Raw genomic sequence first — 15,022 nt, 5'->3', positions numbered from 1 at the left:
TCCCAGCCCCACCGGAGGGACGTGATGACGGTTCGATTCGCTGCGCTCGGCGACTCCCTCACCGAGGGTGTCGGTGATCCGGTGCCCGGAGGGTGGCGGGGCTGGGCTGCGCTCCTCGCGCCCGCCCTGTCGCCGGAGCCCGTCGAGTTCCGCAACCTCGCCAACAGCGGTGCGCTCTGCCGCGATCTGCTGGTCTCCCAACTGCCCACCGCGCTCGCGCTGCGCCCGACGTTCGCGGGCGTGCTGGTCGGCGGCAACGATACCCTGCGGGCGTCCTTCGACATGGAGACGACGGCCCGACAGTTCTCTTCCGTGCTCCGCTCGTTGACCTCGGTCGGGACCGTTCCGCTGACTGCCTGCCTACCCGACCCGGGGCGACTGCTGGGCCTGCCCGCTCCGCTGGCCCGGCCGCTGGCCCGGCGGATGCGGGGCGTCAACGCGGTGGTGCACGCCCTGTCGGCGCACTACGGCGCGGCGCACCTGCACCTCGCCGAACTGCCTTGGACGGAGCAGCGGGCACTGTTGAGCGTGGACCGGCTGCACCCGAGCGCGGCGGGGCACCAGGTGATCGCCCGGGAGTTCCACGCCCTGCTCGCCGGGGCCGGACATCCGGTCGGGGCGGCGCCCGCCCCGCTGGCGGTACGGGTGCCCGGCCGCGGGGCGGACCTGTGGTGGATGGCGACCCAGGGCACCCGCTGGGTCGCGGCTCGTTCGACCGACCTCCTGCCCGGGCTGGTCGCGCTGGCCGCCCTGGAGGCACGCCACCTGCTGCGCGGCTCCGCCCGCCGACTCGACCTGGCCGAGGACCGGGCCACCGCCGCGCTCATCGCCCGCCTGACCGCCGAACCGCCCCCGCATCCGTCCCCCGCCACCACGGCGACTGCCGTGCCGACCGACGGGCACGCCCAGCAGCACTGAGCGTCACCACAGTGCGACCGCCATCGAAGTGTGCCGGCGGCGGCGCCGGCCTTGAAGGTGACGGTCACGGCGAGTGCGGGCTCGACCCGAAGCGTCCGGAGCTGGTCAGCGAGCGGCTGCTGGAGTCCTTCGCCTCCTGCCCCCGGGGCACGCCCCGCCGAGGCCGGGCCGGGCGCACCAGTCGGGCGCACCGGACGCGCGCACCGGACGCGCGCACCGGACGCGTGCGGGCGGAGTGCCTGGGCCGGGCGCCGCGGATCACCACAGCTCGCCCTCGCGCCAGTCGCAGACCAGGTCGGCTCCGGCGTCCAACTCCCGCTCGCCGCCCAGGAGGTAGATCCAGCCGTCCTCCTCCTCGGTGCGCTGCCGTCCGTCCGGGCCGAGTGCCCAGGTGGGGCCGGGCCAGGGGCGCCAGCCCCGGGCGAGGTAGAACGGGGCGCCGGCCTCGCTGGCGCCGAGCGCGCCGAGTTCGTGGGCGGTCCGGACGATCCGCTCCGCCTCGTCCATCAACTGTCCGCCGATGCCCTGCCGTTGGAGGTCTCGGCGCACGACCACGCCCTCCAGGTAGCCGGTGCGCAGGATGCGCGCGGCGTTCATCAGGCGGCGCTGGACGACCGCCGCGTGGCCGACCAACTCGCCGTCCTGCCAGGCGAGTACGTGGAGTCCGCCGAGGCAGTGCGACCAGTCCTGCTGGGTCATGTCGTCCGGGCCGAACACCTCGTACAGCAGCGCCCGGACCGCTCGCCGTTCCGCCGCGCCGAGGTCCGCCGTGTGTACCGTCCGCACCGTCGCCATGTCCGGCATCCTCGCAGAACCGGCGGCGCGGGACGACACCGTTCGCCGCGCGGACGGTTCCGAACTCCCGCCCGCGCGCGCCGTAACATCGCTCCCGAACCACCGGACAAGATCCACCGGACAAGGACCACGGGATCCATCGGCGGGGCCGCCCGGACGGGGTCCTGCCCGGAACTGGGAGGCAGTGCGCATGGACGTCGGTTTCATCGGTCTGGGAGGCATGGGACGGGCGATGGCCCGCCGACTGTTGGCGGCCGGGCACGCGGTGCGGGTGTGGAACCGCTCGCCGGGCCCGGTGGCCGAGTTGGTCGCCGCGGGCGCCTCGGCGGCCGGGACGCCCGCCGAGGCGTTCGGGGCGGAGGTGGTGGTGTCGATGCTCGCGGACGACCGGGTGGTCGAAAGCCTGCTGCTGGACGAGGGGTTGCTGTCCGGCGCGCGGGCCGCCACGCACGTCAACATGGCCACCGTCTCGCCGGAACTGGCCCGCCGGGCGGCCGAGTTGCACGCCCGGCACGGCATCGGGTACGTCGCGGCGCCGGTGCTGGGTCGCACCGATGTCGCGGAGGCCGGGAACCTGAACATCCTGGCGGCCGGTCCGGCCGCCGAACTCGACCGGCTGGCGCCGCTGTTCGAGGCGATGGGGCGCCGCACCTGGCCGCTCGGGGAGGATCCGGCGGCCGCCAACGTGGCGAAGATCAGTGCCAACTTCCTCCTGGTGTCGGCGATCGAGGCGTTCTCCGAGGCCGCCGCGCTCGCCGAGGCCAGCGGGCTGGACCCGGCGGCGCTGCTCGACGTGCTCACCAACTCGCTCTTCCCCGGCCCGGTGTACGCCGGCTACGGGTCGATGATCACCCAGCAGACCTTCGAGCCCGCCGGGTTCCGGCTGGCGCTGGGCCTGAAGGACGTGAACCTCGCCCTGGAGGCCGGCGCCGCCGCCCGCGTCCCGCTCCCGCTCGCCTCGCTGCTGCGCGACTCGCTGCTCCAGGCCGTCGCCCACGGCCGCGGCGAACAGGACCTGTCGGCGGTCTCCACCACCGCACGCACCCGCGCCGGCATCTGACCGGCCCACCACCTCGGGCGCCGGGCGGCCACTCCGCCCGGCGCCCGGCCCGACATCCCACCCGACACCCCCAAGGAAGCCCAGAGGAAGCCCCGAGGAAGCCCCGAGGGCGGCACCGACCACGCCGACGGCCCGCCGAGATCACCCCACTCCCTTTTCGTCGCATTGACGACAAGGGGGTCCTCTCGTTATCGTCATAGCGACGAAAAGAAAGGACGGCGTGACTCCCATGGCCGACATCACCCGCCGCTTCGGCTTCCGCCACCTGCGCTCCAACCCCACCAGCCACATCCGCCACCTGCGTGGCGGCCGGCTCGCCCACGAGGGCACCGGGCTGGCCTTCTGGTTCCGTCCGCTCAGCGCGGCGATATCGGAGGTGCCGGCGGACGACCGCGAGTTGGCGATGATGTTCCACGCCCGCACGGCGGACTTCCAGGACCTCGCGGTGCAGGCCACCGTCACCTACCGGATCAGCGACCCCACCACCGCCGCCACCCGGCTGGACTTCGGCATCGACCCGGACACCGGCAGCTGGCGCGCCGAACCGCTCGCCCAGCTCGGCGCCCTGCTGACCGAGACCGCCCAGCAGCACGCGCTCCAGCTGATCGCCCGGACCCCGCTCGCCGACACCCTGGTGGACGGCGTGACGGCCGTCCGCGAGCGGATCACCGAGGGCCTGGCGGCCGAACCCCGGCTGGCCGAGATCGGGGTGGCGGTCCTCGCGGTGCGGGTCACCGCCGTCCGCCCGGAGGCCGAACTGGAGCGGGCGCTGCGCACGCCGGCCCGCGAGCTGGTCCAGCAGGAGGCCGACCGGGCGACGTACGAGCGCCGGGCCGTCGCGGTCGAGCGGGAACGTGCGATCGCCGAGAACGAGCTCGCCAGCCAGATCGAACTGGCCCGCCGCGAGGAGGAGTTGGTCTCCCAGCAAGGCACCAACGCGCGGCGGGAGGCGGAGCAGAAGGCCGCCGCGGACGCGGTCCGCACCGACGCGGAGGCGGCCCGCCGCACCAGGATGGCGGTCGCCGAGGCCGAGGCCGCCGGTACGCTGGCCGCCCAACAGGCCGAGGCCACCCGGACGTTGGGCGAGGCGAAGGCCGCCGGCGAGGCCGCCTGGCTGGCCGCGCACCAGCAGGCCGGGCCGGAGGTGCTGCAGGCCCTGGCCCTGATCCGGCTGGCCGAGCACCTGCCGCGGATCGACAGCATCACCCTCACCCCGGACGTCCTCACCGGTCTGCTCACCCGCCTCGCCACCCCCGGCGCCGTCGGCGCCCCCACCACCCCCGCCGAGCCCGCCGACACCGCCGCGGGGAAGGGCCGGTGAGCCTGGCCCCGCGCGTGGTCCTGGTCCACCGGCGCACCGAGTACGAGGAGCTGATCGCGCGGCACGGCACCCGCGGCCAGGCCGAGTTCTTCCTCTCCCGGCGCGGCCGTTCGCTCGCCGAGGCCGAGCGGCGCCACCACCTGGCCCGCGCCGCGGTCGCGGCGGTGTCCGCGGCGGTGCCGCTGGACTGGCGGCAGACCCGGGTCGAGCGCGCCGACCTGGACCGGTTCCTGTTCGGCCCGGAGGACGTGGTCGTGGTGGTCGGCCAGGACGGCCTGGTCGCGAACGCCGCGAAGTACCTGGCCGGCCAACCGGTGATCGGCATCGACGCCGAGCCGGGCCGCAACCCGGGCGTCCTGGTCCGGCACCGGGCCGAGCAGGCCGGGGCACTGCTGCGGGCGGCCGTACTGCCGGGCGCGGAGCGGCGGCTGGAAGCGCGCACCATGGTCGAGGCGGTCGCGGACGACACCCAGCGGCTGTTCGCGCTGAACGAGGTCTACCTCGGGCAGCCGGGCCACCAGACCGCCCGCTACCACCTGGCGGCGCCCGGTGGCGCGGCCGAGTCGCAGGCCTCCTCCGGGGTGCTGGTCGGCACCGGCACCGGCGCCACCGGCTGGTGCCGCTCGGCCTGGCTGGAACGCGGCAGCCGGCTGGAGCTGCCCGCGCCGACCGCGCCGCGCCTGTCCTGGTTCGTCCGCGAGGCCTGGCCGTCCCCGGTGACCGGCACCTCCCGCGTGGAGGGCCTGCTGGACGCCGACCAGCACCTCGCGCTGACCGTCGAGTCCGAACTGCTGGTCGCGTTCGGCGACGGCGTCGAGTCGGACGCCCTGCACCTCACCTGGGGCCAGACCGTCCGGATCGGCCCGGCCGCGCAGCGCCTGCACCTGCTCGTCTGACCCCCGGCACCACCCTGTGCCAGGTTCCGGCCCCGTGGAGCTCCCCCCTCCCTGTCCGACCTCGACCGGGTCGACTGGTCGCGCCCGCGGCACCCCGACCGGAACGCACGCCGACCGCCCCACGGACACCGACCGACACACCGACGCCGCCCCGGACGCAGGCACCGACCTGACCTCGGCCGCCGCCCGGAGCGCCGCGCCGGACCTGCCGGCGTCCGTCGCGGCGAGCACCGAGGAGTACGGCCTGCCCGCCCCGGGCGCCGGCGGCCGTCGAACCGCTCACCCCGCCCCAGCCGGCCGTCATGCGTCGGGTGGCCACCGACGACGCCCGGGCCGCCCGCGCCCGGCCCGGACCGAGCTGAACCCGGGCCCCCGCCCGCCCCGCCGTCACGCACCGTCACGCACCGTCACCCACCACCAGGCCGCCGGTTCGCGACCGCCCGCCGCCGCTCCGCCTACGATGGAACGGCGCCGACGTGGCGCCGACGAACGCACGACGGGAAGAAGGCCCGGCCATGACTCGACGATTCGCACTCACGTTCCCCGGCGAGACCGGCGGCCACGCCGAGCAGGACGTGGTGGTGGTCGAGGCGACCGGCGCCCGGGGCCCGGGCGGCCACCCGGTGTACGCGGACCCGTCCGGCATCGTGCAGGCCGAGATCAGCGACCTGGGCGAGGTCCGGATGCTGGCCAGCGGCGGCCACCAGACCCCGCGCACCCCGCTGCACGCCGAACCACTCCCCTAGCACCAGAAGCACCAGGAGCAGCAGCACCAGAACGCGACGCGGCGGGGCCCCCGTCACCGGGTGCCCCGCCGCGACCGCGTGCCCGCCGCGCCTACCAGCGCGCGTGCACCTGGGCCCGCAGCCGCCGGTCGTACAGGTCGCGGACGGCCCGCAGGGTCGGCTCCGGCAACGGCGGCAGCGCCATCGTCTCGGCGTTCGCCCGGGCCTGCTCGGGGGTGCGGGCGCCGGGGATGACGGAGGTGACGCCGGGCTGCTGGACGATCCAGCGCAGTGCGGTCTGCGCGGCACTGGCGCCGGGCGGGGCGAGCCGGGCGAACTCGTCGGCGGCCTCGACGCCCGTCTCGAAGTCGATGCCGGAGAAGGTCTCGCCCTGGTCGAACGCGGCGCCGTCCCGGTTGTAGGTGCGGTGGTCGTCCGCGCCGAACAGGGTGTCCTTGGTGTACTTGCCGGACAGCAGGCCGGAGGCCAGCGGCACCCGGGCGATGATGCCGACGCCCGCCTTCTCGGCGGCGGGCAGCACCGCGTCGAGCGGCTTGAGCCGGAACGGGTTGAGGATGATCTGCACGCTGGCGACGCCGGGCCGGGCGATCGCGGTCAGCGCCTCCTCGCAGGTCTCCACGCTGACGCCGTACGCGGCGGTGCGGCCCTCCTCGACCAGGGTGTCGAGCGCGTCGAACACCTCGTCGCTGGCGTAGACGGCGGTGGGCGGGCAGTGCAGCTGCACCAGGTCGAGCCGCTCGACGCCCAGGTTGCGGCGCGAACGGTCGGTCCACTCGCGGAAGTTGGCGAGGGTGTAGTTCTCCGGCAGCTGCGGCAGCCGGCGGCCGAGCTTGGTCGCGACCAGCGGGACGTCACCGCCGTCGGCCCGGCGTTCCTTCAGGAAACGGCCGATCAACTGTTCGCTGCGGCCGTCGCCGTACACGTCCGCGGTGTCGAAGAAGGTCACCCCGGCGTCCGCCGAGGCGTTCAGCACCGCGAGCGCGTCGTCCTCCAGCACCACGCCCCAGTCGGCGCCGAGCTGCCACGTTCCGAGACCGATCACCGAGACCGGGCGGCCGGTCCTGCCAAGTACACGCTGTTCCATGCGCCGAGCCTGCCACAGCCCCGCGCGCCGCTCGAACGCCGACACTCCCGGACGGCCGCGCGCCCGGGCCGCCCCGGCCGCGTGCGCGGGGCGGGACGGCCCGGGCGGGCGGAAGCGCGGCAGGTCAGACGTTGACGCCGTAGTCGAGGGCGATGCCCCGCAGGCCGGAGGCGTAACCCTGGCCGATGGCACGGAACTTCCACTCGGCGCCGTGGCGGTACAGCTCGCCGAAGACCATCGCGGTCTCGGTGGACGCGTCCTCCGAGAGGTCGTAGCGGGCGACCTCGCCGCCGTCGGCCTCGTTGACGATCCGGATGAACGCGTTGCGGACCTGGCCGAAGCTCTGGTGGCGGTTCTCCGCGTCGTAGATCGACACCGGGAAGACCACCTTGGCGACCTGCGGCGGGACGGCCGCCAGGTCGACCTTGATCTGCTCGTCGTCGCCGTCGCCGCCACCGGTCAGGTTGTCGCCGCTGTGCTCGACCGAACCCTCGGGGCTGCGCAGGTTGTTGTAGAAGACGAAGTGCTGGTCGCCGAGCACCCGGCCGTTCTCGCCGCACAGCAGCGCGCTGGCGTCCAGGTCGAAGTCGGCGCCCGTGGTGGCCCGGACGTCCCAGCCCAGGCCGACGATGACGTTGGTGAGCCCCGGGGCCTCCTTCGTCAGCGAGACGTTTCCGCCCTTGGCGAGCGAGACTCCCATGTGTGCCCTCCTGTGTTCTCCCCGTACCGGGCCCGGTGGTTCGGCCGGTTTCGGCGCGGCGGCCGTCACCCGGCCCCCTCGGTCGGGCTCGGCCCCGAGCTGAATCTACAGCACTGTAGATCGGGACGGAATCCGCCTCCGCACCGAGGGTTTCCTTCCCCCGGAACGGCCCGTCACCCCCTCCCGGGCCGTCTCCGCGCCGCCCCGTCACCGCGCCGCGCCGGACCGGCTTCCGCCGCGCGCGCACCGCCCCGGGCATACCCTGGCCGGGGAGGTTCCACGATGAGCGACGACACGACGATCCCCGGTATCGACCCCAGCGTCCCGCCGAGCGGCGACGGCTGCGTGGAGTGCCTGGCGGGCGAGGGCCAGGGCTGGTGGTTCCACCTGCGCCGGTGCGCGGCCTGCGGGCACATCGGCTGCTGCGACTCCTCGCCGTCCCAGCACGCCACCGCGCACGCCCGCGCGGCCGGGCACCCGTTCCTCACCAGCTTCGAACCCGGCGAGGACTGGTTCTGGAACACCGAGACCGAGCAGTTCTACGAGGGCCCGGCGCTGACCGGCCCCACCGCCCACCCGGTCACCCAGCCCGCTCCCGGCCCGGCCGGCCACGTCCCGATCGACTGGCAGCAGCGACTGCGCTGACAGCGCGTCGACCCCGCCGGTACGGTCGGTCCGGTCCGGCGCGCGGACGGGTCGCCCGGCCCGCCCGCGGACGGCCGGCCACGGGACGAGGCGGCGGTGCGGGTGGACGAGCGGCAGTGGGCGACGGTGCGGCGGCTGGCCGACTGGCTGGCCGAGGGCAGCACCCAACCCCCGGAGATGCAGCGGGTGTTGCAGTGCCTCAAGCTCTCCGAGGAGGCCGGCGAGGTCGCCGAGGCGGTGATCGGCGCCCTCGGCCAGAACCCGCGCAAGGGCTTCTCGCACACCTGGGACGACGTCGCGGACGAGCTGTGCGACGTGGTGATCACCGCGCTGGTCGCCCTGGTCCGGGTCCACCCGGACCCGCCCGCCGCGTTCGACGCCCACCTGGCGAAGGTCGCCCGCCGGGTCCTGCCGCCGCAGACCCCGGTCCAGCCGACACAGACCCCGGCCTAGCCGGCGCAGGCCCGGCCCCGACCGTCAGTGCCGGCCGCCGACCGCGAACAGCAGGATCACGAACCCGGCGAACAGGTGGGTCCCGGCGATGTAGATCAGCGCCCGGACCAGCATCTGCCTGCGGCGCGCGCTCTCCTCGCGCACCCCTTCGCCGGTCGCCGCCGCCTCGCCCGCCATCGCCGTCCTCCCTTCCCGTCGCGTCCCGTCGTGTCCCGTCGTGTCCCGCCCGGTGGCCGGTCACGGTCCCGCTCGGCCTGCCGGAGCCCTTGCAGGGTACCGGCCGCGGGCCCCGTGGCGGAGATCACGCTGCGCTACCGGGCACCTACGGTGGCGTAAGTCACTTCACAAGGTGAAACATCTCCTGCATGGCCGACTACCAGGAGACCCTCGACCTCAGTTCGTACGCCGCCCTCGGTGACAGTTTCACCGAGGGCCTCAACGACCCCGGCCCCGGCGGCCGGCACGCCGGCTGGGCCGACCGCCTGGCCGGGATGCTGGCGGAGCGCCGGCCGGAGCACGACTTCCGGTACGCCAACCTGGCCGTCCGCGGCCGGCTGCTGGACCAGATCGTCAGCGAACAGGTCCCGAAGGTCCGCGTGCTCCGGCCCGACCTGGTGACCCTGTGCGCGGGCGGCAACGACATCCTGCGCCCGGGCAGCGACCCGGACCTGATCGCCGAGCACTTCGAGGCGGCCGTCCTGGAACTGCGCGAGAGCGCCGGGAGGGTGCTGATCTGCACCGGCTTCGACACCCGCAACGTCCCCGTGCTGCGCCACCTGCGCGGCAAGATCGCCACGTACAACGCGCACCTGCGGGCGATCGCCGACCGCAACGGCCTCGCGGTCGCCGACCTGTGGTCGCTGCGGGCGGTGCACGACCGGCGGGCCTGGTCCGAGGACCGGCTGCACCTGTCGCCGGAGGGCCACCAGCGGGTCGCACTGCTGGCGGCGCGCGCGCTCGGCCTGCCCGTGGACACGGACCCGGAGGCCGCCTGGCCGCCCGCGCCCGTCCTCACCGCGGCCGACCAGCGGCGGGAGAACCTGCTGTGGGCCCGCACCTTCCTGCTGCCCTGGGTGGGCCGTCGGCTGCGCGGCGAGTCCTCCGGCGACCACGTGGAGGCCAAGCGCCCGGAGCTGCTCCCGCTCTGATCCGGCGCCCCGCGGCGGACAGCGCTGCGGGCCGCCTCCACCCCCACGTGGACGCGGCCCGCAGACCCCGGGTGAGACCCCCTGCCTCGCCCTATTCGACGACCAGCTCCACCGGAATGTTCCCGGCGGTGGCCCGCGAGTACGGGCAGACCTGGTGGGCCTGCTTGACCAGCAGCTCACCGGTCTCGCCGGCCAGCTCCTGCGGCAGCTCGACCCGCAGCACGACGGCGAGGCCGAAGCCGCCCTCGTCCTTGCCGATGGTGACCTCGGCGGTCACCGAGACCTCCGAGACGTCGACCTTCTGCTGCCGGGAGACCACGCCGAGCGCGCCCGCGAAGCAGGCCGCGTACCCGGCGGCGAACAGCTGCTCGGGGTTGGTGCCCTCGCCGTCGCCGCCGAGCGCGGGCGGCGGGGAGAGCTTGAGGTCGAGCCTGCCGTCCGAGCTGACGGCGCGGCCCTCGCGGCCGTTCGCGGTGGCGACCGCGGTGTAGAGCGGGTTCATCCCGGTTTCCCCTTACGTCTTCCTGGTGCGTCTTCTCGGTCGTGGTCCTGCGTGCCGTCGGCGCGCGGACCCGGCTCCCGTCGGGGGTGCGTCTCCGTACGGGTCCGGGCGCCGCGTGCCGTCCGGTCCTGCTTCGCCCACAACTACAGCACACAATTAAATTGCGCACAACTGAATGGGCCGCGCGGCGCCCGCTTGCTACCCTTGCCCCATGACCAGGCACGGCGAGGACCCCCGCCCCCCGCACGGCGAGGACGCGGACCTGCTGCTGCTCGACCAGCAGATCTGCTTCTCGCTGAACGCCGCCTCCCGCGCGTTCGGCGGCGTCTACCGCACCGCGCTCAAGGACCTCGGCCTGACCTACCCGCAGTACCTGGTCATGCTGGTGCTCTGGGAGGACGGGGCGGTGCCCGTCAAGCAGCTCGGCGAGCGCCTGCGCCTGGACTCCGGCACCCTCTCGCCGCTGCTCAAGCGCCTGGAGGCGGCCGGCCTGGTGACCCGCGAGCGCAGCCCGGAGGACGAGCGCTCGGTGATCGTCGCCGCCACGGCGGCCGGACGCGAGCTGCGCGAGGGCGCGCTGGCCGTCCCGCGCCGGATCCTGGCCGCCGCCGGCCTGCCGCTGGACGACTTGCGGGCGCTGCGCGGGCTCCTCGACCGCGTCACCGCCAACCTGGACGCCGCCGGGGCCTGAGGCCCGCCGCCCGGCGTCCGGGGGCCGCGCCCCGCGCCGCTACGACTCGTAGCGCTCGACCTCGTCGACGCTGCGCACGCTCGCCCCGTCCGGGTCGTCGCCCGCGCGGACCCGGGCGCGGCGCTGGCGGAGCAGGTCCCAGCACTGGTCGAGCTGCTCCTCGATGTCCTTGAGTTCGCGGTGCTCGGTGGACTGGTCGATGCGGCCCTCAGCGAGGGCGGCGCGCAGGCCGCGTTCGGCCTCGACCATCTCGCTGATCCGCTCCAGGATGCGGCGGTCGGTGCCGCTTCCCTCGCCGTGCCCGGTGTTCGGGGACTCGCTCATCGAAAGGTCTCCTCGCGGTCGTCCTGCCCTCCACTCTAGGAAGGGGCGGGGGCGACCGCGAGCCGGGCGGCGCGGGGACGTTGGGCCGAACGGGGGAGGGTGTTTGACAGGGCGTCAGGGGGGCGCCAGGATCACTTATTGAAAACGACTACCAGTATCACCCACTCGGAAGGCCCGGTCCCCCATGTCGCTGGACGTCTCCCCCTCCCTGCTGGCCCTGGCCGAGCGCGACGAGGTCGCCGACGCCGACTTCCTCGCCACCGTCCGCACCTCGCTGCCCTACGCGTACCGCCTGGTCAACGACCTGACGGCCGAACTCGCCGTCACCGACGCCGAGTTCGCCGACAACACGGTGGCCCCCAGCGAGGCCGAGCGGGCCCAGCTGCTGCGCGCGCTGGCCAGCGACTCGATCCGCGGCGCGCTGGAGCGGCACTTCTCGGTGAAGCTCGCCTTCCAGAACTGCCACCGCCTCGCGGCCTTCCACCCGCACGCCGAACACACCGCCGCCTACCGGGAGTTCACCTCCGCGCGGGCGCAGCTGCTGAACCAGTCGCCGGAACTGCGCGACTGCTGAGCCGCCCCGGACGAGCGCGTGCGAGCCGGGCCCGGAGGACCGCGCGGTCCTCCGGGCCCGGCTCGCACGCCGCGGGGGCGGTCAGCCGCCGACCGGCTCCGGCCGCGCCTCGGCGCGCTCGGCCGCCGGTGCCTCCACCGGCGCGGGCCCGGTGGCCCGGCGGGCCGGGACGAGCAGCGCGGCGAGCGCGGCGGCCAGGCAGAACGCGGCGAGCAGCGCGAACCCCTGGGTGTAGCCGGTCTCGGCGGGGCGCCCGCCGGCCTGCAGGTGGCCGGAGACCAGCCCGGTCATCAGCGCGACGCCGATCGAGCCGCCGATGGTGCGGATGTTGGCGTTCATGCCGGTGGCGGCGCCGGTCTGGGCGGCGGGGACGGCCTGCACGATGAGGTTGCTCATCGAGGCGAAGGCGAGTCCGATGCCGAGGCCGAACACGCCCGCGGCGACGGCCACGTCGGCGGAGCTGCCGTGCCGGGCGGCGAGCAGCCCGCAGGCGACGGCGCCGAGCAGGGCGCCGGTGGTGAGCTGGGCCTTGGCGGGGAAGCGCCCGGCCAGCCGGCCGCCGAGCACGCCGGCCACGAACATCGCGGCGACCATCGGCAGCATCAGCAGCCCGGCGCCGGTGACGCTGGCGCCGAAGCCGTAGCCGGCGCCGGTCGGAGCCTGCACGAATCCCGGAAGGAAGGCCCACACCGCGTACATGCCGGCGCCGAACAGCAGGGCGGCGGTGTTGGTGGTCCACACGGCGGGCAGCCGCATCACCCGCAGGTCGATCAGCGGGTTGCGGGAGCGGGACTCCTGGAACAGCCAGAGCGCGAACAGCACGACGGCGACGGCGAGCAGGCCGAGCACCTTGGGCGAGCCCCAGCCCCAGTGGGCGGCCTGGCTGACCGGCAGGAGCAGGGCGACCAGCCAGCCGGAGAGCAGTGCGGAGGAGAGCCAGTCCACGCCGCCCTCGCCGCGGGTGGGCGACTCGGGGACGTAGCGGTGGGCGAGCAGGACGGTGCCGGCGAGCACGATGACGGGCAGCCAGAACAGCCAGCGGTAGTCGAGCGCGCCGACGATCGGTCCGGCCAGGACCATGCCGAGGCCGCTGCCGACGGCGATCAGGGCGGACATGTTGCTGATGCCGCCGGCCACCCGTCCGGGCGGGAACTCGTCGCGGATGATGCCGAAGGAGAGCGGGAACAGCGCGCCGGCGATGCCCTGGATCACCCGGGCGACGATCAGCACGGTGATGTTGGGCGCCAGCGCGGCCACCAGGCAGCCGACCAGCAGGGCGACCAGCGCGCCGACCAGGGTGCGCTTCTTGCCGACCAGGTCGCCGATCCGGCCGAGGATCGGGGTGAAGACCGAGGCGGAGAGCAGGTAGGCGGTCATCACCCAGGTGACGGTGGACTGCGAGGTGTGCAGTTCCCGCTGGACGACCGGGAGGGCGGGCGTGATCAGCGACTGGAGCAGCGCGTACACGCCGGCGCCGGTGGCGAGGACGCCGAAGGTCAGGCGGGGGGAGTGGCGGTTCATCGGACCCTCTCGGGGGTTCGGGCGGGCACGCGGGCAGCACGGGGCGCGCCGCGGCGGCGTGGCGACGGAACGGCAGGACGGCAGGACGGGCGGACGGGCGACGGGAGGAGCGGGCGCGCGGGCGGTGCCGCGCGGGCGCCCGGCGGTGTGGTCGGGCGGGCGGGCGGTGTGCGGGCGCGCCGGCGCGGGGCACGGCGGAGCGGCGGATCCTGCCGGTGGTCGGCAGGCCGGAGTTCACGCCCCGGTGCTAAAGTCGAGGCATGCCTCCAGATTAGCGGAGGCACACCTCCGGTTCAATCCGGTTTCCCGGATCGTCCGGAAGCGGCCCCGCCGGCCGACCCCGCCGGCCCCACTGCTCCCCCCAGTCCCGCCAACCCCGCCCGGACGTGTCGAGAACGAGGTCCCCGTGTCGGATCAGATCGTGGTGAGCGAGTTCCTCGCCGCCCAGCGCCCGCGCCGCGCGGACGCCGCCCGCAACTTCGACGCGCTGCTGCTCGCCGCCCGCGAGGCCTTCGCCGAGCACGGCGCCGAGGCCTCGCTGGAGGACGTCGCCCGCCGGGCCGGGGTCGGCATCGGCACCCTCTACCGCAACTTCCCCACCCGGCGGCACCTGTTCGAGGCGGTGTACGCCGCCGAGGTCGACGACCTGTGCCGGGTCGCCGCCGAGGTCGCCGACCTGCCGCCGTGGGAGGCGCTGGCCGCCTGGCTGCGCCGCTTCGTCGAGTACGCGATGACCAAGCGGGCGATCCGCGAGGCCATGGCGGGCGAGGAGTCCGGCATCTTCGCGGCCTGCCTGCAGAGCATGTACGCGGGCGGCAGCCCGCTGTTCGTCCGCGCCCAGGAGGCCGGTGAGGTCCGCCCCGACATGGGCATCGACGACCTGCTGCGGCTGGTCTCCGGCATCACCTCGGTGAGCTACCCGGAGGAGGGCCAGCGCGACCGGGTGCTCGCCATCGCGCTGGACGGGGTGCGCGGCCCGCGCCGCTGAAGCACCCTCAGCGCCGCCCCAGCGGGTGGGCCGGGTCGCGGCCGACCAGGCCCAGCAGCCGGGTCGCGGCGTCCGCGTCGGCGGGCACCGGCACGGGGTCGGCGAACAGCCCGGAGGCGGCCAACGCCTCGGTCTGCGGGGCGACTTCGGCGAGCGCGAACTCGGCGGCGGCCGGGTCGACGGTGGCGTCCGCGCCGATCCCCTGGGCCAGGTCCCAGGCGTGCACGATCGCGTCCATGGTCATCTCGCGGACGTACCCGGCGGCCTCCCGGTCCCCGTACGAGAGGTGCACGGTGCGTTCCAGCGCGCCCGGTTCGGCGAGCACGGCCAGCGCGTCGGTCGCGGCGGCGGCCCAGGCGGCGGGCGGGTCGTCGCCCAGCACGTCGCCGTCGAAGCGGTCGCCGATCTCGGCGACGGTGGCCCCGGCCAGCAGCGCGGGCACCCACAGCTGCTCGGAGGTCAGGTGGGCGACCAGCTGCCGGACCGTCCAGTCGGTGCACGGGGTGGGCGCCTGCCAGGCGTCGTCGGGGACGGCGCGGACCAGGTCGCCGAAGTGCGCCAGGGCCCGGGCGTGCAGCGCGAGCAGGGCCGGTCCGTCGAGGTGAGCTGCCATGGGTACACGCTTGCCCGCCCGGGGCCGGGCGGGCAAGGCGACA

At 75.1% G+C, this 15,022-nt stretch carries 19 protein-coding genes; 11 read left to right on the top strand and 8 right to left on the bottom strand.

The genetic code is table 11. The features are described 5' to 3' along the window. Positions 1–24 precede the first annotated feature (24 nt). The gene (locus ACZ3J7_RS35135; RefSeq protein ID WP_465627471.1) at positions 25–918 is read left to right on the top strand and encodes an SGNH/GDSL hydrolase family protein; all 894 of its coding nucleotides are present in this window, start codon (positions 25–27) and stop codon (positions 916–918) included. 258 nt (positions 919–1,176) lie between these two features. Here ACZ3J7_RS35135 and ACZ3J7_RS35130 read toward each other — a convergent pair whose 3' ends face one another. Next, complete coding sequence (locus tag ACZ3J7_RS35130; RefSeq protein WP_465627470.1) at positions 1,177–1,713, bottom strand: GNAT family N-acetyltransferase; 537 nt, start codon at positions 1,711–1,713, stop codon at positions 1,177–1,179. A gap of 190 nt (positions 1,714–1,903) precedes the next feature. Between ACZ3J7_RS35130 and ACZ3J7_RS35125 the strand changes: the two genes are divergently transcribed. The 4 genes from ACZ3J7_RS35125 to ACZ3J7_RS35110 all read left to right on the top strand — a co-directional run bounded on the left by ACZ3J7_RS35125 (position 1,904) and on the right by ACZ3J7_RS35110 (position 5,736). Further along, on the top strand, positions 1,904–2,773 hold the full coding sequence (locus ACZ3J7_RS35125; protein WP_465627469.1) for an NAD(P)-dependent oxidoreductase: 870 nt from the start codon (positions 1,904–1,906) through the stop codon (positions 2,771–2,773). Positions 2,774–3,002: 229 nt separating this feature from the next. Further along, the gene (locus ACZ3J7_RS35120) at positions 3,003–4,094 is read left to right on the top strand and encodes an SPFH domain-containing protein (RefSeq protein ID WP_465627468.1); all 1,092 of its coding nucleotides are present in this window, start codon (positions 3,003–3,005) and stop codon (positions 4,092–4,094) included. Further along, entirely contained in the window at positions 4,091–4,990 is a 900-nt protein-coding gene (locus ACZ3J7_RS35115) for an NAD(+)/NADH kinase (protein WP_465627467.1), read from the top strand. The genes ACZ3J7_RS35120 and ACZ3J7_RS35115 overlap by 4 nt, the downstream gene beginning before the upstream one ends. Positions 4,991–5,505: 515 nt before the next feature. After that, positions 5,506–5,736 (top strand): DUF6296 family protein, encoded by a 231-nt coding sequence (locus ACZ3J7_RS35110; RefSeq protein ID WP_465627466.1) that lies wholly within the window; start codon positions 5,506–5,508, stop codon positions 5,734–5,736. 91 nt (positions 5,737–5,827) lie between these two features. Here ACZ3J7_RS35110 and ACZ3J7_RS35105 read toward each other — a convergent pair whose 3' ends face one another. Then, the gene (locus ACZ3J7_RS35105; protein ID WP_465627465.1) at positions 5,828–6,820 is read right to left on the bottom strand and encodes an aldo/keto reductase; all 993 of its coding nucleotides are present in this window, start codon (positions 6,818–6,820) and stop codon (positions 5,828–5,830) included. A gap of 124 nt (positions 6,821–6,944) precedes the next feature. Next, entirely contained in the window at positions 6,945–7,520 is a 576-nt protein-coding gene (locus ACZ3J7_RS35100; protein WP_465627464.1) for a TerD family protein, read from the bottom strand. Between the two features lie 282 nt (positions 7,521–7,802). Here ACZ3J7_RS35100 and ACZ3J7_RS35095 point away from each other — a divergent pair, with 282 nt between their 5' ends. Together ACZ3J7_RS35095 and ACZ3J7_RS35090 are read left to right on the top strand one after the other, a co-directional pair. Then, positions 7,803–8,165, top strand: coding sequence for a UBP-type zinc finger domain-containing protein (locus ACZ3J7_RS35095; RefSeq protein WP_465627463.1), 363 nt, complete (start codon positions 7,803–7,805; stop codon positions 8,163–8,165). A 102-nt stretch (positions 8,166–8,267) separates the two neighbouring features. After that, a complete protein-coding gene (locus ACZ3J7_RS35090) occupies positions 8,268–8,618 on the top strand; it encodes a MazG-like family protein (RefSeq protein WP_465627462.1) in 351 nt (116 codons plus the stop codon). A gap of 24 nt (positions 8,619–8,642) precedes the next feature. Here the strand turns inward: ACZ3J7_RS35090 and ACZ3J7_RS35085 are convergent, their stop codons facing one another. Next, positions 8,643–8,795: a DUF6126 family protein gene (locus ACZ3J7_RS35085; RefSeq protein ID WP_465627461.1), complete on the bottom strand. Its 153-nt coding sequence runs from the start codon at positions 8,793–8,795 to the stop codon at positions 8,643–8,645. 188 nt (positions 8,796–8,983) lie between these two features. Between ACZ3J7_RS35085 and ACZ3J7_RS35080 the strand changes: the two genes are divergently transcribed. Further along, positions 8,984–9,766, top strand: coding sequence for an SGNH/GDSL hydrolase family protein (locus ACZ3J7_RS35080; protein WP_465627460.1), 783 nt, complete (start codon positions 8,984–8,986; stop codon positions 9,764–9,766). A 91-nt stretch (positions 9,767–9,857) separates the two neighbouring features. Here the strand turns inward: ACZ3J7_RS35080 and ACZ3J7_RS35075 are convergent, their stop codons facing one another. Then, positions 9,858–10,268, bottom strand: coding sequence for an organic hydroperoxide resistance protein (locus tag ACZ3J7_RS35075; protein ID WP_465627459.1), 411 nt, complete (start codon positions 10,266–10,268; stop codon positions 9,858–9,860). A gap of 211 nt (positions 10,269–10,479) precedes the next feature. On the opposite strand from ACZ3J7_RS35075, the gene ACZ3J7_RS35070 reads away from it, so the two are divergent. Then, complete coding sequence (locus ACZ3J7_RS35070; protein WP_465627458.1) at positions 10,480–10,959, top strand: MarR family winged helix-turn-helix transcriptional regulator; 480 nt, start codon at positions 10,480–10,482, stop codon at positions 10,957–10,959. Positions 10,960–10,998: 39 nt separating this feature from the next. On the opposite strand, the gene ACZ3J7_RS35065 is transcribed toward ACZ3J7_RS35070, so the two are convergent. Beyond that, positions 10,999–11,283 (bottom strand): DUF2630 family protein, encoded by a 285-nt coding sequence (locus ACZ3J7_RS35065; protein WP_465627457.1) that lies wholly within the window; start codon positions 11,281–11,283, stop codon positions 10,999–11,001. Between the two features lie 184 nt (positions 11,284–11,467). Here ACZ3J7_RS35065 and ACZ3J7_RS35060 point away from each other — a divergent pair, with 184 nt between their 5' ends. Then, entirely contained in the window at positions 11,468–11,857 is a 390-nt protein-coding gene (locus ACZ3J7_RS35060) for an SCO5389 family protein (RefSeq protein ID WP_465627456.1), read from the top strand. 81 nt (positions 11,858–11,938) lie between these two features. Here the strand turns inward: ACZ3J7_RS35060 and ACZ3J7_RS35055 are convergent, their stop codons facing one another. Beyond that, positions 11,939–13,378: an MFS transporter gene (locus tag ACZ3J7_RS35055; protein ID WP_465627455.1), complete on the bottom strand. Its 1,440-nt coding sequence runs from the start codon at positions 13,376–13,378 to the stop codon at positions 11,939–11,941. 406 nt (positions 13,379–13,784) lie between these two features. On the opposite strand from ACZ3J7_RS35055, the gene ACZ3J7_RS35050 reads away from it, so the two are divergent. Then, positions 13,785–14,366 (top strand): TetR/AcrR family transcriptional regulator, encoded by a 582-nt coding sequence (locus ACZ3J7_RS35050; RefSeq protein WP_465627454.1) that lies wholly within the window; start codon positions 13,785–13,787, stop codon positions 14,364–14,366. 7 nt (positions 14,367–14,373) lie between these two features. Here ACZ3J7_RS35050 and ACZ3J7_RS35045 read toward each other — a convergent pair whose 3' ends face one another. After that, a complete protein-coding gene (locus tag ACZ3J7_RS35045; protein ID WP_465627453.1) occupies positions 14,374–14,979 on the bottom strand; it encodes a TIGR03086 family metal-binding protein in 606 nt (201 codons plus the stop codon). Between the last annotated feature and the right edge of the window lie 43 nt (positions 14,980–15,022).

This window comes from Kitasatospora sp. NPDC015121, from assembly GCF_055562955.1.
Note: the sequence above shows the minus strand (reverse complement) of the source record. Positions and strands in the feature narration are given on the sequence as shown.

Coding starts and splice junctions, on each gene's coding strand:
- ACZ3J7_RS35130 (WP_465627470.1), bottom strand. CDS start 1,713: ATGGCGACGGTGCGGACGGTACACACGGCGGACCTCGGCGCGGCGGAA.
- ACZ3J7_RS35055 (WP_465627455.1), bottom strand. CDS start 13,378: ATGAACCGCCACTCCCCCCGCCTGACCTTCGGCGTCCTCGCCACCGGC.
- ACZ3J7_RS35070 (WP_465627458.1), top strand. CDS start 10,480: ATGACCAGGCACGGCGAGGACCCCCGCCCCCCGCACGGCGAGGACGCG.
- ACZ3J7_RS35045 (WP_465627453.1), bottom strand. CDS start 14,979: ATGGCAGCTCACCTCGACGGACCGGCCCTGCTCGCGCTGCACGCCCGG.
- ACZ3J7_RS35120 (WP_465627468.1), top strand. CDS start 3,003: ATGGCCGACATCACCCGCCGCTTCGGCTTCCGCCACCTGCGCTCCAAC.
- ACZ3J7_RS35060 (WP_465627456.1), top strand. CDS start 11,468: ATGTCGCTGGACGTCTCCCCCTCCCTGCTGGCCCTGGCCGAGCGCGAC.
- ACZ3J7_RS35105 (WP_465627465.1), bottom strand. CDS start 6,820: ATGGAACAGCGTGTACTTGGCAGGACCGGCCGCCCGGTCTCGGTGATC.
- ACZ3J7_RS35080 (WP_465627460.1), top strand. CDS start 8,984: ATGGCCGACTACCAGGAGACCCTCGACCTCAGTTCGTACGCCGCCCTC.
- ACZ3J7_RS35085 (WP_465627461.1), bottom strand. CDS start 8,795: ATGGCGGGCGAGGCGGCGGCGACCGGCGAAGGGGTGCGCGAGGAGAGC.
- ACZ3J7_RS35100 (WP_465627464.1), bottom strand. CDS start 7,520: ATGGGAGTCTCGCTCGCCAAGGGCGGAAACGTCTCGCTGACGAAGGAG.
- ACZ3J7_RS35075 (WP_465627459.1), bottom strand. CDS start 10,268: ATGAACCCGCTCTACACCGCGGTCGCCACCGCGAACGGCCGCGAGGGC.
- ACZ3J7_RS35135 (WP_465627471.1), top strand. CDS start 25: ATGACGGTTCGATTCGCTGCGCTCGGCGACTCCCTCACCGAGGGTGTC.
- ACZ3J7_RS35095 (WP_465627463.1), top strand. CDS start 7,803: ATGAGCGACGACACGACGATCCCCGGTATCGACCCCAGCGTCCCGCCG.
- ACZ3J7_RS35110 (WP_465627466.1), top strand. CDS start 5,506: ATGACTCGACGATTCGCACTCACGTTCCCCGGCGAGACCGGCGGCCAC.
- ACZ3J7_RS35125 (WP_465627469.1), top strand. CDS start 1,904: ATGGACGTCGGTTTCATCGGTCTGGGAGGCATGGGACGGGCGATGGCC.
- ACZ3J7_RS35065 (WP_465627457.1), bottom strand. CDS start 11,283: ATGAGCGAGTCCCCGAACACCGGGCACGGCGAGGGAAGCGGCACCGAC.